The 22517-nt window shown below is 61.5% G+C and carries 16 protein-coding genes; 9 read left to right on the forward strand and 7 right to left on the reverse strand.

The window, feature by feature from the left end; all coding sequences use genetic code 11:
* Positions 1 to 20: 20 nt before the first annotated feature.
* From ACP26L_RS27090 to ACP26L_RS27100, 3 genes are read left to right on the forward strand one after another with little or no spacing between them, the layout of a single operon-like run.
* Entirely contained in the window at positions 21 to 557 is a 537-nt protein-coding gene (locus ACP26L_RS27090) for a hypothetical protein (RefSeq protein ID WP_426448065.1), read from the forward strand.
* A gap of 14 nt (positions 558 to 571) precedes the next feature.
* Positions 572 to 958 (forward strand): hypothetical protein, encoded by a 387-nt coding sequence (locus ACP26L_RS27095; RefSeq protein WP_426448067.1) that lies wholly within the window; start codon positions 572 to 574, stop codon positions 956 to 958.
* A gap of 13 nt (positions 959 to 971) precedes the next feature.
* Positions 972 to 1172, forward strand: coding sequence for a hypothetical protein (locus ACP26L_RS27100; protein WP_426448069.1), 201 nt, complete (start codon positions 972 to 974; stop codon positions 1170 to 1172).
* 22 nt (positions 1173 to 1194) lie between these two features.
* On the opposite strand, the gene ACP26L_RS27105 is transcribed toward ACP26L_RS27100, so the two are convergent.
* The gene (locus ACP26L_RS27105) at positions 1195 to 2499 is read right to left on the reverse strand and encodes a glycosyltransferase family 2 protein (protein ID WP_426448071.1); all 1305 of its coding nucleotides are present in this window, start codon (positions 2497 to 2499) and stop codon (positions 1195 to 1197) included.
* Between the two features lie 137 nt (positions 2500 to 2636).
* Between ACP26L_RS27105 and ACP26L_RS27110 the strand changes: the two genes are divergently transcribed.
* The gene (locus tag ACP26L_RS27110; RefSeq protein ID WP_426448073.1) at positions 2637 to 3653 is read left to right on the forward strand and encodes a glycosyltransferase; all 1017 of its coding nucleotides are present in this window, start codon (positions 2637 to 2639) and stop codon (positions 3651 to 3653) included.
* On the opposite strand, the gene ACP26L_RS27115 is transcribed toward ACP26L_RS27110, so the two are convergent.
* Positions 3650 to 4657, reverse strand: coding sequence for a polysaccharide pyruvyl transferase family protein (locus ACP26L_RS27115; protein ID WP_426448075.1), 1008 nt, complete (start codon positions 4655 to 4657; stop codon positions 3650 to 3652). The two genes, ACP26L_RS27110 and ACP26L_RS27115, sit on opposite strands and share 4 nt — an antisense overlap.
* Positions 4654 to 6183 carry a glycosyltransferase gene (locus ACP26L_RS27120; protein WP_426448077.1) on the reverse strand — a complete coding sequence of 510 codons (1530 nt, stop codon included), beginning with the start codon at positions 6181 to 6183 and terminating at the stop codon, positions 4654 to 4656. Before ACP26L_RS27120 ends, ACP26L_RS27115 begins: the two co-directional genes overlap by 4 nt.
* 481 nt (positions 6184 to 6664) lie before the next feature.
* Between ACP26L_RS27120 and ACP26L_RS27125 the strand changes: the two genes are divergently transcribed.
* From ACP26L_RS27125 to ACP26L_RS27135, 3 genes are all read left to right on the forward strand, one after another.
* Positions 6665 to 7447: a hypothetical protein gene (locus ACP26L_RS27125; protein ID WP_426448079.1), complete on the forward strand. Its 783-nt coding sequence runs from the start codon at positions 6665 to 6667 to the stop codon at positions 7445 to 7447.
* A gap of 129 nt (positions 7448 to 7576) precedes the next feature.
* The gene (locus tag ACP26L_RS27130; protein WP_426448081.1) at positions 7577 to 14296 is read left to right on the forward strand and encodes a DUF7507 domain-containing protein; all 6720 of its coding nucleotides are present in this window, start codon (positions 7577 to 7579) and stop codon (positions 14294 to 14296) included.
* Positions 14293 to 15960, forward strand: coding sequence for a hypothetical protein (locus ACP26L_RS27135; protein ID WP_426448083.1), 1668 nt, complete (start codon positions 14293 to 14295; stop codon positions 15958 to 15960). The genes ACP26L_RS27130 and ACP26L_RS27135 overlap by 4 nt, the downstream gene beginning before the upstream one ends.
* Positions 15961 to 16197: 237 nt before the next feature.
* Here ACP26L_RS27135 and ACP26L_RS27140 read toward each other — a convergent pair whose 3' ends face one another.
* On the reverse strand, positions 16198 to 18075 hold the full coding sequence (locus tag ACP26L_RS27140; protein ID WP_426448085.1) for a rhamnogalacturonan lyase: 1878 nt from the start codon (positions 18073 to 18075) through the stop codon (positions 16198 to 16200).
* Positions 18076 to 18514: 439 nt separating this feature from the next.
* On the opposite strand from ACP26L_RS27140, the gene ACP26L_RS27145 reads away from it, so the two are divergent.
* The gene (locus ACP26L_RS27145) at positions 18515 to 19303 is read left to right on the forward strand and encodes an alpha/beta hydrolase (protein ID WP_426448087.1); all 789 of its coding nucleotides are present in this window, start codon (positions 18515 to 18517) and stop codon (positions 19301 to 19303) included.
* A 3-nt stretch (positions 19304 to 19306) separates the two neighbouring features.
* The gene (locus tag ACP26L_RS27150) at positions 19307 to 20107 is read left to right on the forward strand and encodes an alpha/beta hydrolase (protein ID WP_426448089.1); all 801 of its coding nucleotides are present in this window, start codon (positions 19307 to 19309) and stop codon (positions 20105 to 20107) included.
* Positions 20108 to 20194: 87 nt separating this feature from the next.
* On the opposite strand, the gene ACP26L_RS27155 is transcribed toward ACP26L_RS27150, so the two are convergent.
* The 3 genes from ACP26L_RS27155 to ACP26L_RS27165 all read right to left on the reverse strand — a co-directional run bounded on the left by ACP26L_RS27155 (position 20195) and on the right by ACP26L_RS27165 (position 22462).
* Positions 20195 to 20677 (reverse strand): hypothetical protein, encoded by a 483-nt coding sequence (locus ACP26L_RS27155; RefSeq protein ID WP_426448091.1) that lies wholly within the window; start codon positions 20675 to 20677, stop codon positions 20195 to 20197.
* A complete protein-coding gene (locus ACP26L_RS27160) occupies positions 20661 to 20783 on the reverse strand; it encodes a hypothetical protein (RefSeq protein ID WP_426448093.1) in 123 nt (40 codons plus the stop codon). The genes ACP26L_RS27155 and ACP26L_RS27160 overlap by 17 nt, the downstream gene beginning before the upstream one ends.
* Positions 20784 to 20857: 74 nt before the next feature.
* On the reverse strand, positions 20858 to 22462 hold the full coding sequence (locus ACP26L_RS27165) for an S-layer homology domain-containing protein (protein ID WP_426448095.1): 1605 nt from the start codon (positions 22460 to 22462) through the stop codon (positions 20858 to 20860).
* Positions 22463 to 22517 lie beyond the last annotated feature (55 nt).

Here is a 22517-nt window from a genome sequence, read left to right on the forward strand (position 1 = left end):
CTGTACCCCAATCCCCGGAGGTGTTCAGGTTGTTCAGATGCAAAAAAGTCAAGGTGATCGTCAAGAAAGGCTGCCACAAGCCGAGCAAGAAGAAAAAGCCGACACACTGCCCGAGAAAAGTCATCAAGAAGAAATCGCGAAAGGTTGTCGTCTGCCCCCGCCCCAAAATCAGAGTCGCCGCTCCTGACGTGACCGTATCCGCCCCCCAGCCCCTCGTCATTCCCGCTCCGGTCGTCAATGTGGAGACGCCTCAGCCGGTTGTCATCCCGGCCCCGGTCGTGAACGTCACCGAACCAGAGGATGCCTGCGTAACGGAGCTTCGCGCCGAGCTCAGCCGCTTCCTCGGAAGCGTTATTGAAGTCATCGATGCCGGCGGTGCGGGAGCAGGCGGAACTCCGCCAAACCGGATCGGTACACTGGAAGCCGTTGGTGTGGGCACCTTTGTGATCCGGCCAACGACTGGCAACCCCACGGGTCAAGTCGTGTATTATTCAATCTGTGAAATCATCGGGTTCCGGCCTGCTGTGACCGTTCCAGCGCCGGCGCCGATCGGTTAAGGAGGAATAGGCCCATGGCAGAATATGTAGTGATGCGCTGCAATTTTGTGTATTTGAACTCGCTTATCGTCGTCACCGCCTACAGCGGAACGGCAGGGGCTCCCAACATTCCAATCGGCACGGAAGTGGCCGCAGCCCTCCAGCTTCTTGATAACAGCGGCTTCGAGATCCAAAATTCCACCGCGGACGCTCAAGGGTATTCTTACACCCTGTACACGGAAGAGCAGCCGGATGTTCCGCCTTATCTGGAAGACAAGATCGGGGATACCGTGACGATCGAAACGAATGCCGGCACGGTTACCGGGGTCCTGCAAATGGTAGGTTCGAATGTAGTCCAGGTGCTTGAACCGACAGGGGACATTCTGCTGATTCCGATCTCGAGCATCAACGCAATCTACTAAGGAGGGTTGACGAATGACTTTCTCAGAGCTTCTTGCCGGTTACCTGGGCCGGACGATTGAAGTATTCCAGCAGAACCAGTTCTTTACGGGCGTTCTTGTGCAAGTCGAGGATACCTTTTTTGTCATCAGCCAAAGCGACGGCACCTACAATAATCCGCCGATCAACATTACCATTCTGAACTCCAGCGTCGAGTTCGTGCGTATTCTCACCTAAACCTCGGACCCCATCGGGCGGCCTAAGATTTCCCCCGGCCGCCCCCGGGCCTTGCCTCCAGCCATCGCTGATACTCTGTCTCCCTCTGCCGCGTCACGCTGTCCTTCCGGATGCGGCGGTGGTAGAGCGGCTCCGGTACATAATGAAACGAATGGGTCTCCGCCAAGGCCAGCAGCATCTCCATATCCTCGTACAGCCGGCCGCCGAAGAGGCCTCCCTCCGGCCAGCCGCCGAGCTCCCTCAGCGCTGCCGTCCGGTAGATCCGCGGGGCGACCGGCTGCCCCCTCCGCACATAGTCCTCCACCTCAAGCGCCGGCCCGTAGCGCCGGATTCCCTTCAACAGCGGCTCCCTGCCCGGAAGCTGCAGCCATTCGTAATGATCGCCGTAGAGCAGAGCGGCATGGGTGGCAACGCGGTCCTCCGCCCGGGACAAGCCCGCCACACAGCCGGGAGCCAGCCAGTCATCCGCATCGAGCTCAACGATCCACCGCCCCCGGACATGGGCCAGCGCCGTGTTCAGGGCCCGGGCCTTGCCGTAATTGCGGTCGTGCCGGAGGATGCGCACCTTGGGGGAGACCAGCAGGTCCGCCATATACTGCTCCGGAGGCAGCGGTGAACCGTCATCGACCAGGATCAGCTCCCAATCCGGATGAGTCTGCGCCAGCACGCTGCGGACCGCCCAGGGCACGAGGACTTCATCACGGTACAGACAGAGCACGACCGAGCAGAGCGGCATGTCTCCCGCTTCCGCGTTCTCCGCAAACTCCCCCGCTCCCGCCTTCGCCCCCTCGGCCCGCCCCTGCCCGGTGCCTTCGAGCAGCGGGACGACCAGCTCCCGGGTGTCCCGCAGGAGACGGGAGCTCCGGGCCATACCCGCGAACGGCGCGACGTCTCCGGACTTCGCCCAGGGCCGTGTCCGCGCAAGCGAACGGTACTTCGATTCCAGCACAAGCGAATCGAAAGGCAGACGGGCCCAGGTCTCGAAGCCGCCGGTCTCACGGACCGCCTCCGTGCTCCACAGGAACGGATAAGGATCGGGCCGGCCACGGCTGCCCCTGAATCCGTCCCGGTGCTCCACGATTCCTGCCGTTCCAATCGGAAGCAGGTCCCACTTGCCCGCCTCCTGCAGCCAGTAGAGCGGATTCAGCCGCACCCCCGCCTCGGCCGCGGCAAAGAAAGGAAGCCTATAATCCTGCAGCAGGGCGTTCATGCGCTCCGCGAACGGCGGCCGGATCACCCGGATATCGAAGGACGCCGCAGCCGGCACGCTCTGCAGGGTAAGCCTGGAAGCCGCGTTCTCCGGCTGCTCCAGAATCAGCAGCAGCATGCGCTCCACTCCATTTCAAAAGCCTAATGTACTCCTACTTTATGCAGGGGACGTATAAACGTGAGCCCGGAGGCATAAGTTTACGTTCGGGATTCCGGGAAGGGGCTTCCCTTCGACTACGGAAAGGAGGTACTCCCATGCTGTTCGTATTCCCTCCCACCATGGACTGGGGCTGGATGAAGCAGCGTCCGCAGCAGCTCATGAGCGCCCTGGCCGCCAGGGGACATACCGTGTACTTCTGCAACAAGACGCGCACGCATGCAGCGGTGGAAACGCTCGCCCCCGGTCTGCACCTGGTACACGACCATGACGCCTGGCTCCGGGACGAGTGGCCGTCCGCCAAGGGCCGCACTTCCGAGCCCTCCGTGGTCTGGGTCACCCTTCCGCAGCTCGCCCCCGCACTTCACAGATACGGCGCGGCCCTCACCGTCTACGACTGCGTCGACGAGTTCCCCGAATGGCTCCGGGACGAGCACCGGCTGGCCGATAAGGCGGATGTCATCTTCTGCACGGCCGAACGGATCCGGCAGCGCCTCCGGCGGCGGTATCCCGGGCGCCGGATCGAGCTTGTCCGCAATGCGTATGACACCTCCATGGGCCTGCACACCCGGCCGGCCGCCCCTCTTTCCCGGCCGCGGGACCTGCCGGACCTGCCGGGCCGCTGGATCGGCTATATCGGGGCCTGGGCCCCTTGGGTCGACGAAGCCCTGCTGCGCCGCCTGGCCCGCACCCTGCCGGGTGCCAATATCATGATTGTGGGGCCCGAATTCGGCCGCAAGTATGCGGGCGACCCCCGGCTCCACTTCCTCGGCTTGAAGCCTCATAAGGAGCTTCCCCTCTATATGGATTGGTGCAGCCTCTTCATCATCCCCTTCCGGATCACCGGCGTGACGCTCGCCACCAACCCGGTGAAGGCCTACGAATATTTGGCCACAGGAAAACCCGTGGTTGCGACCGACCTTCCCGAATGCCGCCGGATGGCGCCTTTCGTGGATTGTGCCGGCAACCACGGGGAGTTCCTGCGCCTTACGGCCTCCCGTCTGCAGGATGCCGGAGACCGTGCTGCCCGTACCTCTTACGCCCTGGAGCATACCTGGTCCCACCGCGCCCGCGAAGTGGAAGAGGTGCTGATGGAGACTCTTCGCCTCCCCTAGGGAAGCGTGTGTTCGATGGAAGCCTTGAGCTCCGCCAGCTTGAGGCGGGCGAGCTCCTCCGTCTTGCGGATCAGCGGCTCGGCCGCGGCCAGCCTCATCCTGCCGCCGGCCAGGAAATCGTCGAGCTTCCCCAGCAGCTGCTCCTGCGGCAGGCTGTAATCCAGGACGAAGTCATCGAGCCCGAAGCTCTCCATGAGGCTCCGGACCTTGCTCATCTGGGTCAGGCAGAACACGGGTACTCCGCTGCGGATCGCCGCAAGAGACGGATGAAGCTTGAAGGAAATCAGGCAGTCCAGCGAGCCGATATAGCTGTACGTCACCTCCAGGTCGTACTGCGGCCGGGGTACGAGAACGACGGCGTTCGGGTGCTTCTTCAGAATCTCCTCCCTCAGCTCGGTGCACATCTTCGCATCGGCAAACGGATTGTTGGACTGGTTCACGACCGGGATGAACACCAGGTCGTATCCTCTGCCGATCAGGCGTTCAGCGATGGCGATCAGCTTGTCTTTCGGGAACGCGTCATACGTAAATATGCAGAGGCCCGCAGTGGGACGGGCAGAGAAACGGCCCATCGGGTAGCCCGGCGGCTCATAGCCAAAGGCCACGTCAGGGACGACCTCCACCGCCGTGTTCAGCGACAGCCTGCTTGCAATCTCAGCCGACCGCTGGTCCCGCAGTGCCATGCCGTGCGCCTTGGCCGTCCGGATCCGGTACTGCTCTACTTCCTTCTGGGGCCATGTCGGCTCCGGGTAATAATCCACAATGCCCACACCATAGATCCAGGTCGGTTTGTTCTCCAGCTGGGGAGGGAAATAGAACGAGTTGAAGGCGTAGGGGGTAATCAGGTCCCCCCCGCCGATGATCACCGCATCCACGCGATCCACGTCAACCTGTGCAACCCACGGGAACACGCGGTGACCCTTCAGCGTCTGGGCGAACGTCTTCAGGAACAGCTCGTCGCCGAAATTGCCCATGCCCAGGTAGCCGCATACGCAGATGTTCATGTACGGATTCCTCCTTCGGAAGTTGGAACAAAGCAGGTCAATCTCGGGCGGCCTAGCCGGGTAACGACCGGCTGCGGACTCGACAGCTCGAAGGAAACGGAATGATCCAGCTTCGCGTAAGACGTCACATCGAACGAGAACGTTTCCTGCAGACGGTCGTTCGCCTCTATGGAAGCGAGAGGCTTGAACGAGGGAAGCCTGCTGAAGCTGAGCGAATCGGCCGACCACGGCTCGTCACTGACCCCGAGACGCAGGATGATCCCGTCCTCCGCCCGGCAGGTACCGTCCAGTTCGAGGTACACCCGCTCGGCCTCAGCCGGTATGATGCTCGGATCGAGCTTCACCACGAAACGGTATTCGCCGGCCGCCATATGACCGACCCAGGGGGGCTCGCGGTGGAATACCGTCTGCGAATAGTAGGAGTTCACCGTCTGATGGGACAGGGGAATTTCATGTGCGTAAGGTGAAGAGATCGGCGGCAGCGGCGTGGTGACGTCGCTGAATTCAGGATACCACTGGCCGAGATGCTGCTGGATGCTCAGGTACCGGTTGCGCCAGCTGAAGGCTTGGGCGTAGCGTGAGCGCTGCTCCTGACGGCGTCCCGGCGAGGCAAGCTGAGCCTGAACCTGACGGACAAATTCGTCCGGATCTCCCGCGATCGACACATGCGGCACCATTTTGCGGACTTCGGGAAGATCGGTCGAGACGACAGGCTTGCCTGCGGCCAGGTACTCGTAAACCTTGATCGGGTTGGTGCTCCGGGTAATCCGGTTGACATGAAACGGGATGATGCAGACATCCAGATGCGGGAGAATCTCCGGCAGCTTGCTGTAATCCTGATATCCCAGGAAATGCACGTTCGGCGGATAGGCCAGCGTATCTTCTCTAAGTCTAGGCCCCACGATCACAACCTGGGCTTCCGGAATCCGCTCTCCCAAGGCTTGGATGATCCGCTCATCCACCCAGGGCGCCCAGGCGCCGATATACCCGATCTTCGGGCCCCGCGTATTCGGCATGCCGGGAAGCGGAACGCTGCGGTTCAAGAACATGGTCTTCCGGAAGAAGTCCCAGTCACAGCCGTTCGGCACTTGAATCACCGGCTTCGAAGACGCGAGCGCCGTCATCTTTTCCTCCAGACCATCCGCCGTACAGACGACGGCATCTGCCGTATGGATATATTTCTGCTCATCCGATTCCCAATCCGGAAAGTCATCCACGCAGTCGTAAATGACATAGTCGGCCCCATATACGGAACGGCCGCGGGGAAGCTGCCTGCTCCAGGAAGTCCAGTAGACGGTTCCTTGTCCGGGCTTGATTCCCGGCCAAAGCTCTTTAAGGAAATATTCGGCGTGATGCACCAGGTATAAGTTCGGAGCAATCGGTTCGACCACCGGCTGGCCGGCAGTGCCCGTTTTATTGAAATAAAACACGGTATGTCCATGCGTCGCAAACTGGTCCATCAGGTGCTGGGGGCGCTGCTTCATCCAGGACCAATCGATTGTGGGCGGGTACAGGATGACTCCCATTACGCTTCACTCCTCCTTCTTACCATCCTCTCTTAATAAATGTAAGAACGGCTTGTACTGTGATAGCACAAGAGCAGTTCCCGAAACAATTGGTGGCAAGCGGAGTTCCTGCGGCCGGAAGAGCTGCGGGCATAAGAAAAAGGCCCCTTTCGGGACCTTTTCAACGGTGAATGGATTTGTTGGTTCATTAGGGAACATCATGAGAGTTCGGTTCTTTTACCTAGAAAACACTATCGCAGTTATTGCTGCACTAACGTCTCTGCGGCACATCCCCTCACTTCATTTCAGATTCCGCCTGACACCTTGTCTAACGTTGAATCGTTCAACGGATCGACACCTCGCTTTTCACCGTTGATATTATATTGTCCGGCATCCGCCTTCTCTATACCTCCCCCTGTCAAAAATCCGCCCCTTCTGACGGACGGTCCCCTCCTATAGCTCATACGCTGAATAGAAACCGAGACAGGGAGTGTGAACCGCATTGAAACTGGATCTGGGCTGCGGGGAGTCCAAACACCCCGGATTCCTCGGCATCGACAAACGGCCTCTCGAGGGGGTGGATCTCGTCTGTGATTTTGACCAGGGGTTCCCCCTGCCGGAGAATTCGGTCGAATTCGTCATCGCCAGCCGGTCTCTGGCCTATTCCCGGGACCTCCCCGCTCTCCTCAGCGAAATCTACCGGGTGTGCATTCATAAGGCCGTCGTCTGCATGCTTGTCCCCTATGCCCATCACTTCCGGCACCGCTCCAATCCCTACCTCCGGCAGCTTTTTGACGAGTCCTCGCCTAGGTACTGGACCAACTCCTTCTGGGAAGCCGCGGCCGGTGCCAGGTGTCCGCCCTTGTCCGCATACGGGGGAGAAGAAGTTCCCTACGATTTCCGGCTGCTCCGGATGGAACTGTTCTACAGCCCCCCTTATCGGCCACCGCTGTACGATGAGGAGGAACTGGAGGGGCTAAAGAGCTTCGAGCCGAATGTCGTCGATGAAATGATGTTCCACCTCGTCGTCTGCAAAGCGGAGATGTCCCCCGAAGAGCTGCATCAGCTCAGCAGACAAGGGCACGAGGAACCCGTATGGGCCGCTTCCCTGCGATCGGTCAGGGAATCCGAACCGGAAGAAGGAGGAGAGGAGGAATCTGCGCCCCCTTCTTCCCGGGAGACGCGGCCCGCGGACCCGCGGCGGAGCCCCCCTCTTCCGCCGCGGGTCCGCAAGCGCAAATCCAGCCGCAGCCGGCGCCCGCGGGGGACCGGCAGCAGAAGATAAATGAGCGTTCCCGCTCCTCTTTTGCATAAAGTCGATCAATAATTCCCTGAGCCCTCATAAAATGGTAGAGGATGCAGCGCCCGGAAAGCGGCAGGCTTACTTGACGCCATATATCCTGATGCTCAGGGGGTGAGGAATATTCCTCTTGTTGTCCGCTCCACTCTCAACGCCACAGGAGCCATCACCTTTACCGGCAATACGCTTGGTTTAAGCCGCGGCAACAGCGAAGGAACGCCGGGAACCAACGACAGCATCGGTGCCTTTGTCACGACCAACGCCACAGTACGCTATGGCACTTACCCGCTGGGAACGACGAGCCAGTATCTCAGCAGCAGCTCATCCGCCGTACTCACCCTCCCTTCGGGAAGCACGGTACTGTATGCGGAGCTGATCTGGGGTGCCACTTATATTAACGGCAATGTGAATCTCAACTCTTCGATCAATAATGCCATCACGCTCACGACCCCGGCCGGAACCACCTACAGCATCACGCCTGACACGGCCACCCGTAACGAGGTGGATCTTGGCAGCGGGGCTTTCGCCTATGTGCGGACGGCCAACGTCACTTCGCTTATCCAGGGGGGAGGGGCGGGGACCTATACGGTCGGCCGGGTGGTCGGTACGCTCGTGACTACGAACGACCCTACAGCCAATCATGCCGGCTGGACGCTCGGCGTGATCTACGAGAACCCGTCCCTGCCCTTCCGCAACATGTCGCTCCGTGCCGGGGCCGTGCTTGTCCAATCCACATCCGCCGCGGTCTCCACGACGCTGACAGGCTTTGCAACCCCGGTCACCGGAGCGCTCGGCGGCCGGGCCCTGTTCAGCGCCCAGGAAGGGGATGCGAACCGGACGGGGGATCAGGCGCTGTTCGGCCCCACCACCGCCTCCCTGGCGGCCTTGTCGGGACCGAACAATTTGGCGAATAACTTCTTTGCGTCGCAGATCAACGGGGACAACGGCCAACTCTCGACCACGGGCACCTTCGGCACCCGCAATCAGACCAACGGAGCGCCGGGAACGAACATCTCCGGCGGCCGTCAGGGCTGGGACATCACCAACGTCGATATCTCGGCCCGACTGGTCAACAACCAGTCTTCCGCCGTCCTTCAGCTCACGACCTCCGGGGATGCTTATGTGGTGAACGGCAATGCCATACAGATCGACATCAACGCCCCCCGCATCTCGGTGGCCAAAAGCGCCTCGGCGTCAGGCTCCATTGCCGGGGACATCCTTACGTACACCGTCACGGTAAGCAACACGGGTACGGCAAATGCGGCCAGCGTCGTCGTCTCCGACCGCCTGCCGGCCGGCTCCGCCTTCGTCAGCGGCTCTGTTACGATCTCCGGCGTCTCTCAGCCGACGCTCGATATTACGACAGGGGTGCCGATCGGTTCGCTGGCCCTGAACTCATCCGTTACTCTTACATACCGGGCAAGGGTGACTTCCGTTCCAAGCCCCCAGCAGATTGCCAACCAGGCGGAGGCTGCATTTACCTTCCAAAGCGTGGCGGGGGGCTCCGTTATCTCGGGGGTCATTCCCTCCAACACCGTGGTAACGCCCGTATATGCACCGCTGATCAGCGTATCGAAGACCGCAAGCGCCGCGGCCGTCACGGTCGGTGACCTCCTCACGTATACCCTGCAGATCGCCAACACCGGCAATCTCGCGGCGGTGCTGACAGTAACGGACAACATTCCGGCCGGCACCTCATTTGTCCCGAACTCCGTCAGGATCAACGGAACGACGGCCGCAGGGGCAAACCCTGCGGCGGGGATCGCGGCCGGCACCATCGCGGCGGGAGGCAGCGTTACCGTTGCCTTCGATGTGCGGGTGAACGCCCTGCCTTCCCCGCCTCAGCTCGTCAATCAGGGGACCGCGGCCTATTCGGCCCAAGTGCCGGACGGCCGGGTGCTGACGGGCACCGCCGCCTCGAACACGGTCACCCTCCCGGTGTCGCTGCCCAATGTGATCACGGCCAAGTCGGCCAGCCTGTCGGCTGCGGCTGTAGGCGATGTCATTACCTATACGGCCGCGGCGGCGAATAACGGGATTGGCAGTATCACGCAGGCAGTACTCTTCGATGCTCTGCCTGCAGGAGCCCGGTTTGTTCCGGGGAGCGTCACCGTCCGGGGCAGCGCCCTGCCGAATGCCAATCCGGCGGAAGGCATCGCTCTCGGCACGATCGCAGCGGGGGATACAGCGGTAGTTACCTACCGGCTGGAGGCCGCAGCGCTGCCTTCTCCCGCCCAGCTGTCGAATCAGGCTTATCTCACCTACAGCTCAGGCACCTTCCAGGGCATCTCCTTAAGCAATACCGTGCAGACCCCTGTGTACCAGCCGGTGATTACGCTGGAGAAAGCCTCCACGGCCGGCGCCGCGGTCGTAGGCAGCGAGATCGGGTATGTGTTCACGCTGCGCAATATCGGGAACATTGCGGCTGCCGTCACACTGACCGACGTGCCGGCAGCCGAGGCTTCCTTCGTTCCGGGGAGCGTCACGGTCGGCGGGAGCCCGAGTCCCGGCTCCAGCCCCGTCTCCGGGATCGCGGCCGGCACCCTGGCTCCCGGTACGGCCGTCACCGTCTCGTTTCGCGTGCTCCTGAATGCCCTGCTGTCCCCGCCGCGGCTGAGCAACCGCGGCACGGCTTCTTATTCGTACCTGCTTCCGGACGGCAGAACGCTCACAGGCTCTTCGGTGTCGAATACCGTAGACCTGCCGGCCTCCTCACCGCAGCTCACCCTTCAGAAGACCGCGAGTCTGGCGGAGGCCGCCTTCGGCGACCTGCTGACCTACACGGTCACCGTAACCAACAGCGGCCTCGCGCCCGTGAGCGGGATCGTCCTCTCGGATGCGGCCCCGGCCGGCACCGCCTTCGTTCCCGGCAGTGTCACCGTGAACGGTGCGGCCCGGCCGGAGGGAGATCCCGAGGCCGGCCTCGCGATCCCAGCGCTAGCCGCCGGTGCTTCGGTCATCGCGACATTCCAGGTGCGGGTGCGATCGCTGCCGGATCCGCCCCAGGCCATGAACCGCGCCGCAGCCTCTTTCACCTCGGGTACCTTCCGAGGGGCGGCGTTCTCCGGTGAGACGGTGACGGCTATCCTGCAGCCTGTCCTCGCCGTGATCAAGAGCGCGAACCGGAGTGCCACGACGGCAGGAGATACGTTCGCCTATCGTGTGACGGTAAGCAATACGGGGAGCGCGGCGGCGGTGGTTACGCTGAGCGATCCGCTGCCCGAGGGAAGCACCTTCGTCACGAACAGTGTTATTGCCGGGGGCCGGCCAAGGCCGGGCGTGAGTCCCCTAACCGGCATCCCCTTGGGGGTGCTGGCCCCGGGGACCGGCATCGATGTGACCTTCGGTGTGGCCGTGACCTCGCTCCCTTCTCCGCAGTTCCTGGTGAACAGGTCACAGGCAGTCTATTCGTTCTCCCTCTCAGACGGACGGCTCATCACCGGATCGGCCCTCTCGAATTCCGTCAGCATTCCGGTATCCGCTCCGGAGATCGCCGTGACGCTGACCACCGGCACCACCGCCGTTACCTCAGGTGATACCGCCACGTATACGGCGGTGATCCGCAACAATGGAACGGCCGCAGCCGATCATGTCGTCTTCGCCGCCTCCAATCCCGAAGGCACCGCCTTCGTTCCCGGCAGCATTCGCTTGAACGGCACCTCCGTGCCTTCCGCCGATCCGCTGACCGGTGTTCTTATCGGAACCTTGCCCCCGGGCGATACGGTTACCCTGATTTACGAGGTGATGATTACCATGGCTACGCCTTCCAATATCAATAACCAGTCGACCGTCAGCTATACATCCGGCACATTCGCGGCCTCTTCTTCGTCGAACGCGGTCGTTACACCGGTCACCCAGCCTGAGATCGCTTTGGTGAAGACGGCCAATACGACGAACACTACGGTCGGCGATACGGTGGTCTTCACCATCACGGTAAGCAACACCGGCAATCTGGCCGCCCAGGTAACGGTGTCCGACTCGGTGCCCGCGAACGCCACGTTCGTACCGAATAGTGTGGTGGGGGGCGGTGTTCCCCAGCCGAACGCATCTCCGGCAGGCGGCATCGCCGCGGGAACGGTGGCTCCCGGGCAGACGGTTGCCGTGAGCTTCGCCACGGTCATCGACACGCTGCCCGCCGGGCAGCAGCAGTCGAACCAGGCTTCGGCTGTCTTCACCTTCACACCACCGGACGGAAGAGTCCTGACACGGTCCGCCGTATCCAACCGCGTGTCCTTCCCTGTCGCTCTCCCGAATGTGGACGTGGTGAAAAGCTCACCGGCCATCGACGCCGTTGTCGGGGACGTTGTCGCCTACTCGATTACGGTCACAAACAGCGGCATCGAGGCCGTGACGAATGCCGTGCTCACCGACCGTCTCCCCTCCGGCACCTCTTATGTCGCCGGGAGCGCTGCAGTGAACGGCAGTCCGGCACCGGGCGACCCTGCCTCAGGCATTACGCTGGGGACCCTGCCGCCGGGAAGCACCGTAACCGTAACGTTCAGTGTGAGAGTGGACTCCCTTCCTTCGCCGGCACAGCTGAACAATCAGGCGATCGTCTCCTTCACCTCCGGGACTTTCTCGGGCTCCGCCTTCTCGAATACGGATGTCACGCCGGTCTACCAGCCGATCCTGAACCTGGCCAAAACCGCAAATACGGCCAACGCCACGGTAGGGGACACCGTCACTTTCACGGTGAATGTACGCAATACGGGGAACTTCCCCGCCAGCGTCACCTTGACGGATGCGGTCCCTGCGGGAACCGTGTTCGTGGACAACAGCGTCATCGCTGCCGGTTCCCCTCTGCCGGGGGCGAGCCCGTCAACCGGCTTCTCTATCGGTACCGTGGCTGCGGGGGCAACCGTACCCGTGTCCTTCTCCATCCTGATCCAGAGCCAGCCGCCTTCGCAGCAGATTGCCAACCAGGCATCGGCCGCCTTCACCTTCACGCCGCCCGACGGCCGCGTGCTCACCGGCTCGGCGATCTCCAATACGGTCACCTTCCACGTCTCCTCGCCGAACGTCTCCGCTGTCAAAAGCACTACCGTGACGGATGCGGTTGTGGGAGACATTATCCCTTATACCGTAGCCGTGACGAACAACGGGGTCGGTACGGTCGTGGAGAACGTGGTGCTCTTTGATACGCTTCCAAGCGGTACCGTCTTCGTGCCCGGCAGTGTCAGGGTGAACGGGGCGGTTCGGCCGGATGCCACTCCGGCATCCGGCGTAGTGATCGGTTCCATCGAACCGGGGAGCTCCGTCACGGTGACCTTCCAGCTGCGGGTGACGTCGCTGCCGGACCCGCCCCAGATCACCAACCGGTCCTTCGTCAGCTTCACTTCCGGCGCGTTCTCCGGCACTTCGGTATCCAATACCTCGGTCACTCCCGTATTCCAGCCTATCCTTTCGCTTGATAAGAGCGCGAGTGCCAGCAGTGCCACGGTCGGCAGCACTCTGGTCTACAGCGTCACTGCAGAGAACACCGGGAATCTGGCTGCCGTCGTAACGATCACGGACCCGATTCCCGCGGGAGCCTCCTTTGTGCCCAACAGCGTGATCGTGAACGGCGTCGTTCAGCCGGGGGCAAGCCCGGAGGCAGGCTTCTCCCTCGGTCCCGTCGCCCCGAACTCACCCGTCACCGCCACGTTCGCTGTGGTGATCGATACGCTGCCTCCCGGGCAGCGGCTCACCAACCAGGCGGCGGGGGCTTATACGTACAGTCCGCCTGACGGCCGGACGCTGACGGGCAGCCTGCTATCGGATCAAGTTACCGTAGCGGTATCTTCGCCGAATATTGCGATCGTGAAATCGACGCCGGCGGTAGATGCGGTCGTCGGAGATACGGTAGTCTATACTTCCGTCGTGACCAATACCGGTGCGGCGGAAGTCAGCAATATCGTGTTCCACGATCCGGTCCCAACAGGAACATCCTTTGTTCCCGGCACCCTGACGGTAAACGGGACCCCCCTGGCGGATGCCGACCCGCAGTCCGGGGTCTCCCTCGGTTCACTCTCGCCGGGAGCGTCCGCAGCCGTCGGCTTCCAGGTCAGAGTGGCCCTGCTGCCAGACCCGGACCGGCTCAGCAACCGTTCGTCCGCCAGCTTCACCTCGGGTACGTTCTCGGCCACCAGCTTCTCCAATACCGTGGAGACTCCGGTCTTCCAACCGCTGATCACACTCACCAAAACAGCCAACAGCACCAATGCGACGGTTGGGGACACCATCGCCTTTTTCTTCAATGTCACCAATACCGGGAACATTCCGGCGGTTGTGCTCCTGACCGACTCGCTGCCGGACGGCACCGCCTTCGTACCGAACAGCGTCGTTGTCGACGGACTGCCCCAGCCGGGCACCGATCCGGAAGCGGGCATTCCTCTGGGGACGCTGGGAATCGGGGAAACGGTGTCCGTCCGCGTCTCCCTTGAAGTGACCGTGGATGCCCTGCCTTCGCCGCAGCAGCTTGTGAATTCGGGCTATGCTTCCTTTACTTTCACTCCGCCCTCCGGGCGCACTGTAACCGGGGCCGCAGCCTCCAACATCGTAACGATCCCGGTCTCCGCCCCGAACGTATCGGTGGTGAAGAGCGTGAACGCCATCGACGCCGTCGTGGGCGATACGCTCACGTATACCGTGGTTGTGACCAACAATGGGTTTGAACCCGTAAACAATGTGCTGCTCTCCGATCCGATCCCTGCAGGCACGCAGCTGGTCCCCGGCAGCGTTACGGTCGACGGCACAGCCCGGCCGAACGACAACCCTGCCACCGGCGTGGCTCTGCCTGCCATTGCTGCGGGAGCCTCCAGCACCGTTACCTTCCAGGTTGTTGTAGTACCATGAACGAACCGCAGCCGCCTCAGCCGCTGACCAATCAATCCGTTGTCCGTTTTCAATGGGGAAGCTACACCGGCAGTGCCTATTCCAATGTTGTGCATACGCCGGTCATCAGCCCTATGCTCACGGTAGAAAAGCAGGCGGATCAGGTGCAGGCCCTGCCCGGCCAGACCCTCGCTTACCGCATCCGGGTGAGGAATACGGGGAATGCGGAGGCCGATGTCGTCCTGTTCGACCCCCTCCCGGAAGGCACCGTCTATGTGCCCAATTCGCTTTCGGTACGCGGGCTCCCCCTGCCCGGTGCCGCACCGGATACGGGGATTCGGCTCGGCAGCATCCCGCCGCAGGGAGAGGCGTCGGCGGCCTTCCAGCTCTTGCTCGCCGCCTTCCCCGCTATGGGGAGACTTGAGAATCGGGCGCGGGCCGCCTACTCCTTCCGGACCCCTGAAGGCCGTCTGGTGCATGGCGAAGCCCTGTCCTCGCTCTCGCTGGTCCGGGTGCAGAGACTTCAGGTCTCCGTGGTCAAACGGGTGGATCCCGAGGAAGCGCTTGTCGGGGATACGATTACTTATCGGATCACCATCCGCAATGACAGCACGCTCGCCATCCGGGAGGTTTGGCTCAACGACCCGCTGTCCGCCTTCGCCGAATTCGTGAAGGGCAGTGTCTCCTTGAACCGGGTTTTCCAGCCGGGGGCCTCCCCCCTCCAAGGCATTCCCCTCGGAGACATCGGGCCGGGCGGTTCGGTGGAGGCTGCATTCCGGGTCCGGGTGACCGGGCTGCCCGCTCCGCCTTATACCATCGCTTCCCAAGCTGTGGTCCGCTATATCCCGGAGGGCATCGAGCTGAGCTCTACCGCCGTCTCGAACACAGCAGCCGCGGTCATCCTGGCGCCGAACCTGACGATCACCAAAAGGGTGGATCTGGCCCAAGCCGCACCCGGCGACCGTCTGCATTACCTCATGGTAGTGACCAATTCAGGCAACTGTGCTGTGAATGCGGTACTGACCGACACCATTCCCCCCGGGAGCCTGTTCGTCCTGGGCAGTCTGCAGCTGAACGGAACCTCGATGCCTGGAGCCCAGCCCTCGGACGGCATCCCGCTGGGTCTGCTCGGGCCCGGCGCCCAAAGCACCGTCACGTTCCAGACCACCGTCAGCAGCGTACACACGCCGCCCTTTCAAGAGCTCTTGTCCAACCAAGCGGAGCTCGGCTATACGCTGCAGCTGAAGGGGGGCCGCTCGGTACACGGCGCCTTCCTCTCCGGTACGGCCCTCACCCGCCTGGTCATGCCGCTGCTTACCGTGAATGCCGGGGCTGCTCCGGGGACGGCCGATCCCGGAGATCTCGTCACCGTGCGGATTCGGGTCACCAACTCAGGGAATACCGAAGCCCTGATTGTGCCTGGGAACTTAGTTCCGCTAGGTGCGGAGTACGTGGAGGGAAGTCTCCAGTGGCAGGGCGCGGAAGATCCAGGCGGCAGCTTCAGAGTGCCCGCCCGCAGCTCGATTGAGATCACTTACCGCATCCGGATCCTAAGGCACCCTCACCGAACTTGGCTCAAGTGGCGGATTATCGTACCGTTCAAGTACACGGTGAACGGAAGCCGGCGTACTGGAAGAGCGGAGTCCGACGATCTCTTCGTCTCGCTTGATCCGGGGTTGGAATGAACCGGGATCTTGACTTCTGAAGCAGGGAGCCGCAGGCCTGTCCGGCGGCTTTTTGCGTTACCTAAAGAGTCCCCGCGGCGCCGGACCCTCCTGTTTTTCTGGATAATCTTATGTCCGGACGGAGCGGAAGATCCGGTTTGATCGTCCGGCTCGCCGTCCTTCTCTTCGCACCAAAAACAACCTCTCTCCCGTGGAGCTATGGGCAAGAGGTTGTTTCTGCTGCAGTCCGGATGCCGGTTACGGCGTCGTATAGATGCTCGGCTTAGCCGGCGTGCTCATGCCCGTGCCAAGGTAGTAGCTCGTATGCGGCGGCTGGTTGTAGCCTGTATTCTGCCAGGCCACGCCGAGACGGTAGACCGGATCATGCATCAGGGTATGCAGCTTCGTCGTCGTCACCGCGCTCGTCGTGTAGATGCGCAGGGCTGAGCTGTCGGATGTCCGCCAGATGACTTCCTCCCTCCAGTCGCCGATCAGGTCGGCCTGCAGGGAAGGATTGCCCTTGGTGGAGTTGTTGGAGCTGGTGCCGGTGGCTGTCAGCAATCTTGTCAGGGAGCCTGCGTTGTAATCCCACTTGTCAATCTTGCCGGTCCCGCCGGTATGGTCGAGCAGCTCGCGGGAGAGGTCCCCGTCCCACCAGATCGCGAAGTTGATCGAGCCCGGATTGGAGCTGCTGATCTGGGTACCGGTTACGGAGTACAGTCCGACACCGGAAGCCCACAGCTCCTCACCCTTGTAGCGCGGATCGATATCGGCGGACAAGCCGCGGCCGGTGTCGGCCCCGGTCTTCTGCCCCCACAGAATCGCCCCCGTCTTCGCGTCATGGATCTCCGCGCCGTACGCGGCTCCGGTGCTCTCATGGACCTGGAAGACCTCCAGCCCGGCGCGGTCCGGGTTCAGGTCACCGAGGTGCATCGCATCACCGTGACCGAGGCCCGTGACGTACAGCTTCGCCCCGTTGTCGTCGATCCCCAGCGAACCGTAAGCGATCTCATCCTTGCCGTCACCATCGACATCCGCGATGCTCAGGTTATGGTTGCCCTGTCCGGCTGTCGACGACCCGTTCGTCGAGCTGTCGCTGTCGAAGGTCCACTTGCGGGTAAGACTGCCGCTGCGCCAATCGAACGCGACGACCACCGTGCGGGTGTAATAGCCGCGGGCCATGATAATGCTCGGTCTTACGCCGTCCAGATAGGCCACGCCGGCAAGGAATCGGTCGACGCGGTTACCGTAGCTGTCGCCCCAGCTCGATACCGTACCCCGGGGCGGCACATAGTCGATGGTCGACAGCGCCTTGCCGTTCGTACCGGAGAAGACGGTGAGGAATTCCGGACCGTCCAGGACGTATCCGCTGGAGTTGCGGTAGTCCGCCGTGGAGCTGCCGATCGTAACCCCCGTGCCGTCCTTTGTGCCGTCGGCTGTTTTGCTGACCACCTCGGCTTTGCCGTCTCCGTCAAAATCGCATACGAGGAACTGGGTATAGTGGGCACCGGCACGGATGTTTTTTCCCATATCGACCCGCCAGAGCCGTGTGCCGTTCAGTTCGTAGGCATCCAGGTATACATTGCCGGTATACCCGCTCTGCGAGTTGTCCTTGGAATTCGACGGGTCCCACTTCAGCACGATCTCATAATCCCCATCACCATCCAGGTCCCCTACGCTCGCATCATTGGCGCTGTAGGTGTATGCCACTCCGTCGGGCGTCGTCCCGCCGGCCGGCTTCTGGATCGGCACATCAAGATAGCCGGAGCCCCACACCCCGGCGGCCGGAGAAGCGCTCTGCTCCGCTCCGTTCACAACCGCCTTCACCGTATAGCTGGAGGATGAAGTGCCTGCCGTATCCTGGTAGTTGGTGCTGTTCGTGATCGGCGACGAATTCACTTTGGTGCCGCCCCGGTAGAGATTAAAGGAAACCGAGCTGTCCTCGGTTCCCAGCAGTCTCCACGAGACGAAGACGCCATTCGATGTCTGGACGGCGACGACGCCGCGGTTCAGCTTCTCCGCCTGGCGGGCGGCCGCATGAGCCTCAGGCTGGGGGAGAACCGGCGACGCGGCCAGCGTGGCCGCAAAGAGAAGGGCTGCCGTCGTGCGCAGCGGGAAACGCTTTCTTTTATTCATAAGGTTCATTCCTCCGTTTACATTACGATTCGTGGGCGAGTCCACTTTCCTACCTCTGGTCGAAACCCTGTGTCCATTGATTTCCATAACTGCCGAACTGCTTCTTCCTAATTCCGATCCTCCGTTCTTGTACTTCGCTGCCTCCGGGCTTGATGAGCAGCTTGTGGGATCATCCACTCCACTCGTAAACGCTTACTTATTCGTTTGGCATCTCACCGCCCTTGTTTTCATGTTCCAGGTTCGCGTTGAATTGACCCCTGGTGCTTACATCCTAGTTAAAATTTACAAGAAAAAAAACAGGAAAAATCAGAGATTCGTGTTCAAAAATCAGACTATCTAAACGTTTTAACTCCAAATCGGGCATTGTGGAAGGGTTCTCCCTCCTTCGCCAAGAAAGTAGAAGAGGCTGCAAAATAGTCGAACTCAAGGAGGCTGCCCTATGGCTTGGCTGCATATTGAGTATTACTCCGAAATCCTCCGCATGCCGGTTCCCATGGAGGTGCTGCTGCCCCAGTATGGCGGTCCGCGCGGAACGGCCGTCCCCGGACCCTACGCCGCGCTCTATCTGCTGCACGGCCGGACCGATGACCAGACCGCCTGGCTCCGGCGCACGAGTGTGGAACGGTATGTAGAAGGACTTCCTCTGGCCATCGTCATGCCGGCCGCTCATCTCAGCTGGTATACGGATATGGCCAGCGGCCGCGATTATTTCCAGTTCATCACCCGGGAGCTGCCCGCCTTATGCGAGCGGAACTTCCCTCTGGCCGCCGAACGCGGGCAGCGGTTCATCGCCGGGCTGTCCATGGGCGGGTACGGCGCTCTGAAGGCCGGACTTCTCGCTCCGGACCGGTTCGGGGCGGCGGCCTCGTTCTCCGGCGCATTGGACGTGCTCCGTGCGTATGACCGGCTCGATCCCGGACAGGCCGCCGATATCTTCGGGAGCCGGGACGCTCTCGAAGGCGGCGTGAACGATCTTTTCGCTGCCGCAGAGGGGCTGGCCCGCTCCGGGCACAGCGTCCCCGACCTGTACCAGTGGTGCGGAACCGAGGATTTTCTATACGAGGCCAACGTGCGCTTCCGGGATCATGCCGCCCGGCTCGGCCTGCCGCTGGTCTACGAGGAAGGCCCCGGCGGCCACGAGTGGAAGCACTGGGACCGGTGCATCGAGCGGCTGCTGCAGCGTCTGCCGCTGGCGCCCGCCGGAAGCCCGGTTAAGGAGGAGGAATAGCCCATGCGGATCGAAACGCACATCCACTCGGCGGTGCTCGGGATGGACGCTGCCGTGAGCGTCATCCTCCCTCAAGAGAAACAGCCGTATTCGGGAGACGGGAGGCTGAAGGTGCTCTGGCTGCTCCACGGCGGCTCCGGCGATCACACGGCGTGGCTGCGAATGAGCTCGGCGGAGCGTTACGCGAACGAGTATGGCATCGCCCTGATCGTACCCGGCGGCCTGCAATCCTGCTTCACGGACATGGAGCACGGGGGTAAGTTCCACAGCTATCTGACGCAGGAGCTGCCGCCCCTGCTGCGCCACCTGTTCCCCCGCCTGTCGGCCGCCCGCGAAGACAACTATATTGCCGGCTATTCCAACGGCGGCTACGGCTGCCTGAAGGCCGGACTGGCGCGGCCCGATCTGTACGGAGCCATCGGCGCCTTCTCGGCCGGCGACAAATCCGACATTCCGTTCGTGAACGACGGCTCCCCCCGCTCGCGCGACCGGATTCAGCTGTTCGGCGAAGGAAGCCTGAAGGGCACGGAGAACGACCTGCAGCATCTCGGCCGGACCGCCCTTGCGGGCGGCTCCCCGCTGCCGAGGGTCTACCATGCCTGCGGCAGCCTCGACCCCTGGCTCGATCTGAACCTGATCGTGCGGGATTTCTTCGAGGGGCTCGAAGGCAATCCCTACGATTACCGGTACGATCAGCCGGAGGGCATGGCTCATACGTGGGAATTCTGGGACATGGAGCTGCTGCGGTTCTTCGAGTATCTCGTGCTCGAGAAGGAGCCCGGCAAGTATACGTCGGGGATGTAGGCGCGGGTGTGGCGGGTTCGACGGAGGACGTCCCACCCTTCTGCTCGTTAGAACGAAAGGAGCCTGCCGGGCGGCAGGCTCCTTTTGTCACGCTTCCTCTTTCACCTGATCTTGCAACATCTTATGAAAAAACCTTTGCAAATCCTTCTGGGAGAATTGATATCTTGATGTAAGTTCCAATTGACCAAAAGCGCCGGAAGTACCACCATACGGATCGTTATAGCATATCCAGATTTCACCATGAGACTTTAATTGTATAGTAACCCGAAGAGGACACAGCCGATCCGAACCACGGGACTCCCTTTCAAAGTGTTTCACGCTGTTGATCCACTGTACAATCTGCTCCCGCTCCTCCGGGGCTGCCTCCCGGCCCTCTATTGCATCTCCCGTTATGCTCATACCGGAAACATCTTCTGATAAAATAGGAAGATACGTAATTTCCCCTATTTTATTGTCAGATTTATTGCAGCCGAGCAGCAGAAGGAGGCAAGCCAATATAATCATTTTCTTCATAAAAGAACTAGCTTTCTCTCCCGATATGGCGTCAATGCCATCAGTTCTTTCGCTCATACGCCTTAACAAACCGGGCCAGCCAATACACCGCAATCCAAGGGATGACTACGGTCGATATTCGGGCGGCCGCCATACAGAGCTGGTCCAGTGCGATCGACATCATCTTCGTCGTCCCCCTCACCTCATCCGATTTAGAAAAGAGAGGCCTCAACCTGCGCCTCCCTCTCCCCTGCAGCTTTAGTCCAGCAGCTTCCAGTCCGATTCCGTATAATTCCCCATGTACCACAGGGACACGCCCTTTAGTCCATAGTATTTCGCCAGCCAGAGCTTCTTCCCGATACTCTCCGGATCTTCGTAGTACATCTCGTGATGGCCCCGCTCATCCTCAAATTCAATCCGCCGCAGGAAGTACGGATAGCTCATCTCCTGCGAAACGCCTGGAGCCGCCAATCGCTTCTCGACCTCTGCGATCTCCGGATTGAAGGAGTCCGTCACCCCGTCCGGGGTCGTCACCCATTGATTGGCCTGCTTGGAGATCCCGAGCACCAGCTTCTCCTTTGGCACGGAGGCCAGCGCGCGCTTCACCGAATCATTGACAAGCGGCAGCGGAGCCGAAGGCAGCCGGCTGGCGTCATGGGTGAAGTTATACGCCATGAGAATGACCGTATCCGCCAGGCTGCCGATTTCCTTGAGATCATAGCCTTTATAGTAGTAATCCGGCTGCACGGCGACGGTCAGTTTGCGGTCCGGTATGCTACGCTTCAAGCCCCGGAGAAATTGCACATAATCCGCCCCGCTGGCCGGCTCCAGGAGCCCCTCGAAGTCCATACACACTCCGGTGAAGCCGTACTTCCCATCCGTAAGAACGGCCTTCAGGGATTCGATGAACCCCTGCTGGGCCCCTTCGTCCTTCAGGAAGTCCTTCAGGTTCTTGTCGCCGTAGTAAACCATAAGCTCCTTGCCCGCCTTGGCCGCATCGGCTGCGCTGACCGCCTCCTCCCACCCGGAAGGAATGCGGTATTCGGTCTTCTCCGTGTTCAGCCGGGCCGTCCCCGGCGTGGTGTACTCCAGATGGGACCATCCGAATGCGACCTGGTTCAGCTGCGGCATGTGCCCGATCGCCGGGTAGGAACGGATCGCATAAAAGCCCGTATTCTGCAGCTCCACACCCCCCGTCTCCTCGTCAATGAGCCGATAGATGATGGCAGCCGCTTCCTTGCGCGTCAGCGGCTGCTGCGGGCGGAAGCCGCTCTCGTCGCCTTCCATGAGGCCTCGGCTTACCGCGTAATAGGCATACGGACGAAGCCCTTCCGCGAGCGCCTCTGCGTCGGCGAACTTCCGCTTCTCCTTCTCCTTCTGCCAGCCTTGGCTCATCCACCGGCTCCGCGCCTCTTCCGGCTGGGCTTCAAGCAGGGCCGTGCCGGCGACCGCCGCCACCTCTCCCCTCGTGATGACCCGCTCGGGGTCCAAGGCATGCTTGCCGTCCAGCAAGCCGGCGATCCATTTTCGCTCATAGGCAGCGGCTATGTACGGATAGGACCACCTCGCCTGTTCCACATCCGAAGGGGCTGTGCCTGCAGGCTTGGCTGGATCGAGACGCTTCGCCTGCACGAACAATTTGAGGAAGGCTTCCCGGGTGAGCATGCCGTCGGGCTGGTACGTCGCATCGGGATACCCGTCGATAATCCCGAGCGCGGAGAGCGAGTAGACCTCCTCCTGGAACCAATCGCGGTTCGTTATGTCGCTGAACGGTCGTAAAGGCACGTCATACGCATAGGTGCTGCCCGTTGAAGCCAGAAGAAACAGAGCGGCGGCCGGAATGACTTTTTGAAATAAGGACATTGTATTTCTCTCCCCCTTAGGTGCTGTCATCACTCTCTCTGAGAACGAACTGCTT

Source organism: Paenibacillus sp. S-38 (assembly GCF_049942825.1).
Taxonomy (GTDB): domain Bacteria; phylum Bacillota; class Bacilli; order Paenibacillales; family NBRC-103111; genus Paenibacillus_G.

Bases quoted from the DNA above. Each gene is read 5' to 3' on its own strand.
- ACP26L_RS27155 (WP_426448091.1), bottom strand. From the start codon at position 20,677: ATGAGCGAAAGAACTGATGGCATTGACGCCATATCGGGAGAGAAAGCT.
- ACP26L_RS27165 (WP_426448095.1), bottom strand. From the start codon at position 22,462: ATGTCCTTATTTCAAAAAGTCATTCCGGCCGCCGCTCTGTTTCTTCTG.
- ACP26L_RS27100 (WP_426448069.1), top strand. From the start codon at position 972: ATGACTTTCTCAGAGCTTCTTGCCGGTTACCTGGGCCGGACGATTGAA.
- ACP26L_RS27095 (WP_426448067.1), top strand. From the start codon at position 572: ATGGCAGAATATGTAGTGATGCGCTGCAATTTTGTGTATTTGAACTCG.
- ACP26L_RS27105 (WP_426448071.1), bottom strand. From the start codon at position 2,499: ATGCTGCTGCTGATTCTGGAGCAGCCGGAGAACGCGGCTTCCAGGCTT.
- ACP26L_RS27120 (WP_426448077.1), bottom strand. From the start codon at position 6,183: ATGGGAGTCATCCTGTACCCGCCCACAATCGATTGGTCCTGGATGAAG.
- ACP26L_RS27150 (WP_426448089.1), top strand. From the start codon at position 19,307: ATGCGGATCGAAACGCACATCCACTCGGCGGTGCTCGGGATGGACGCT.
- ACP26L_RS27110 (WP_426448073.1), top strand. From the start codon at position 2,637: ATGCTGTTCGTATTCCCTCCCACCATGGACTGGGGCTGGATGAAGCAG.
- ACP26L_RS27145 (WP_426448087.1), top strand. From the start codon at position 18,515: ATGGCTTGGCTGCATATTGAGTATTACTCCGAAATCCTCCGCATGCCG.
- ACP26L_RS27135 (WP_426448083.1), top strand. From the start codon at position 14,293: ATGAACGAACCGCAGCCGCCTCAGCCGCTGACCAATCAATCCGTTGTC.
- ACP26L_RS27140 (WP_426448085.1), bottom strand. From the start codon at position 18,075: ATGAATAAAAGAAAGCGTTTCCCGCTGCGCACGACGGCAGCCCTTCTC.
- ACP26L_RS27115 (WP_426448075.1), bottom strand. From the start codon at position 4,657: ATGAACATCTGCGTATGCGGCTACCTGGGCATGGGCAATTTCGGCGAC.
- ACP26L_RS27160 (WP_426448093.1), bottom strand. From the start codon at position 20,783: ATGATGTCGATCGCACTGGACCAGCTCTGTATGGCGGCCGCCCGAATA.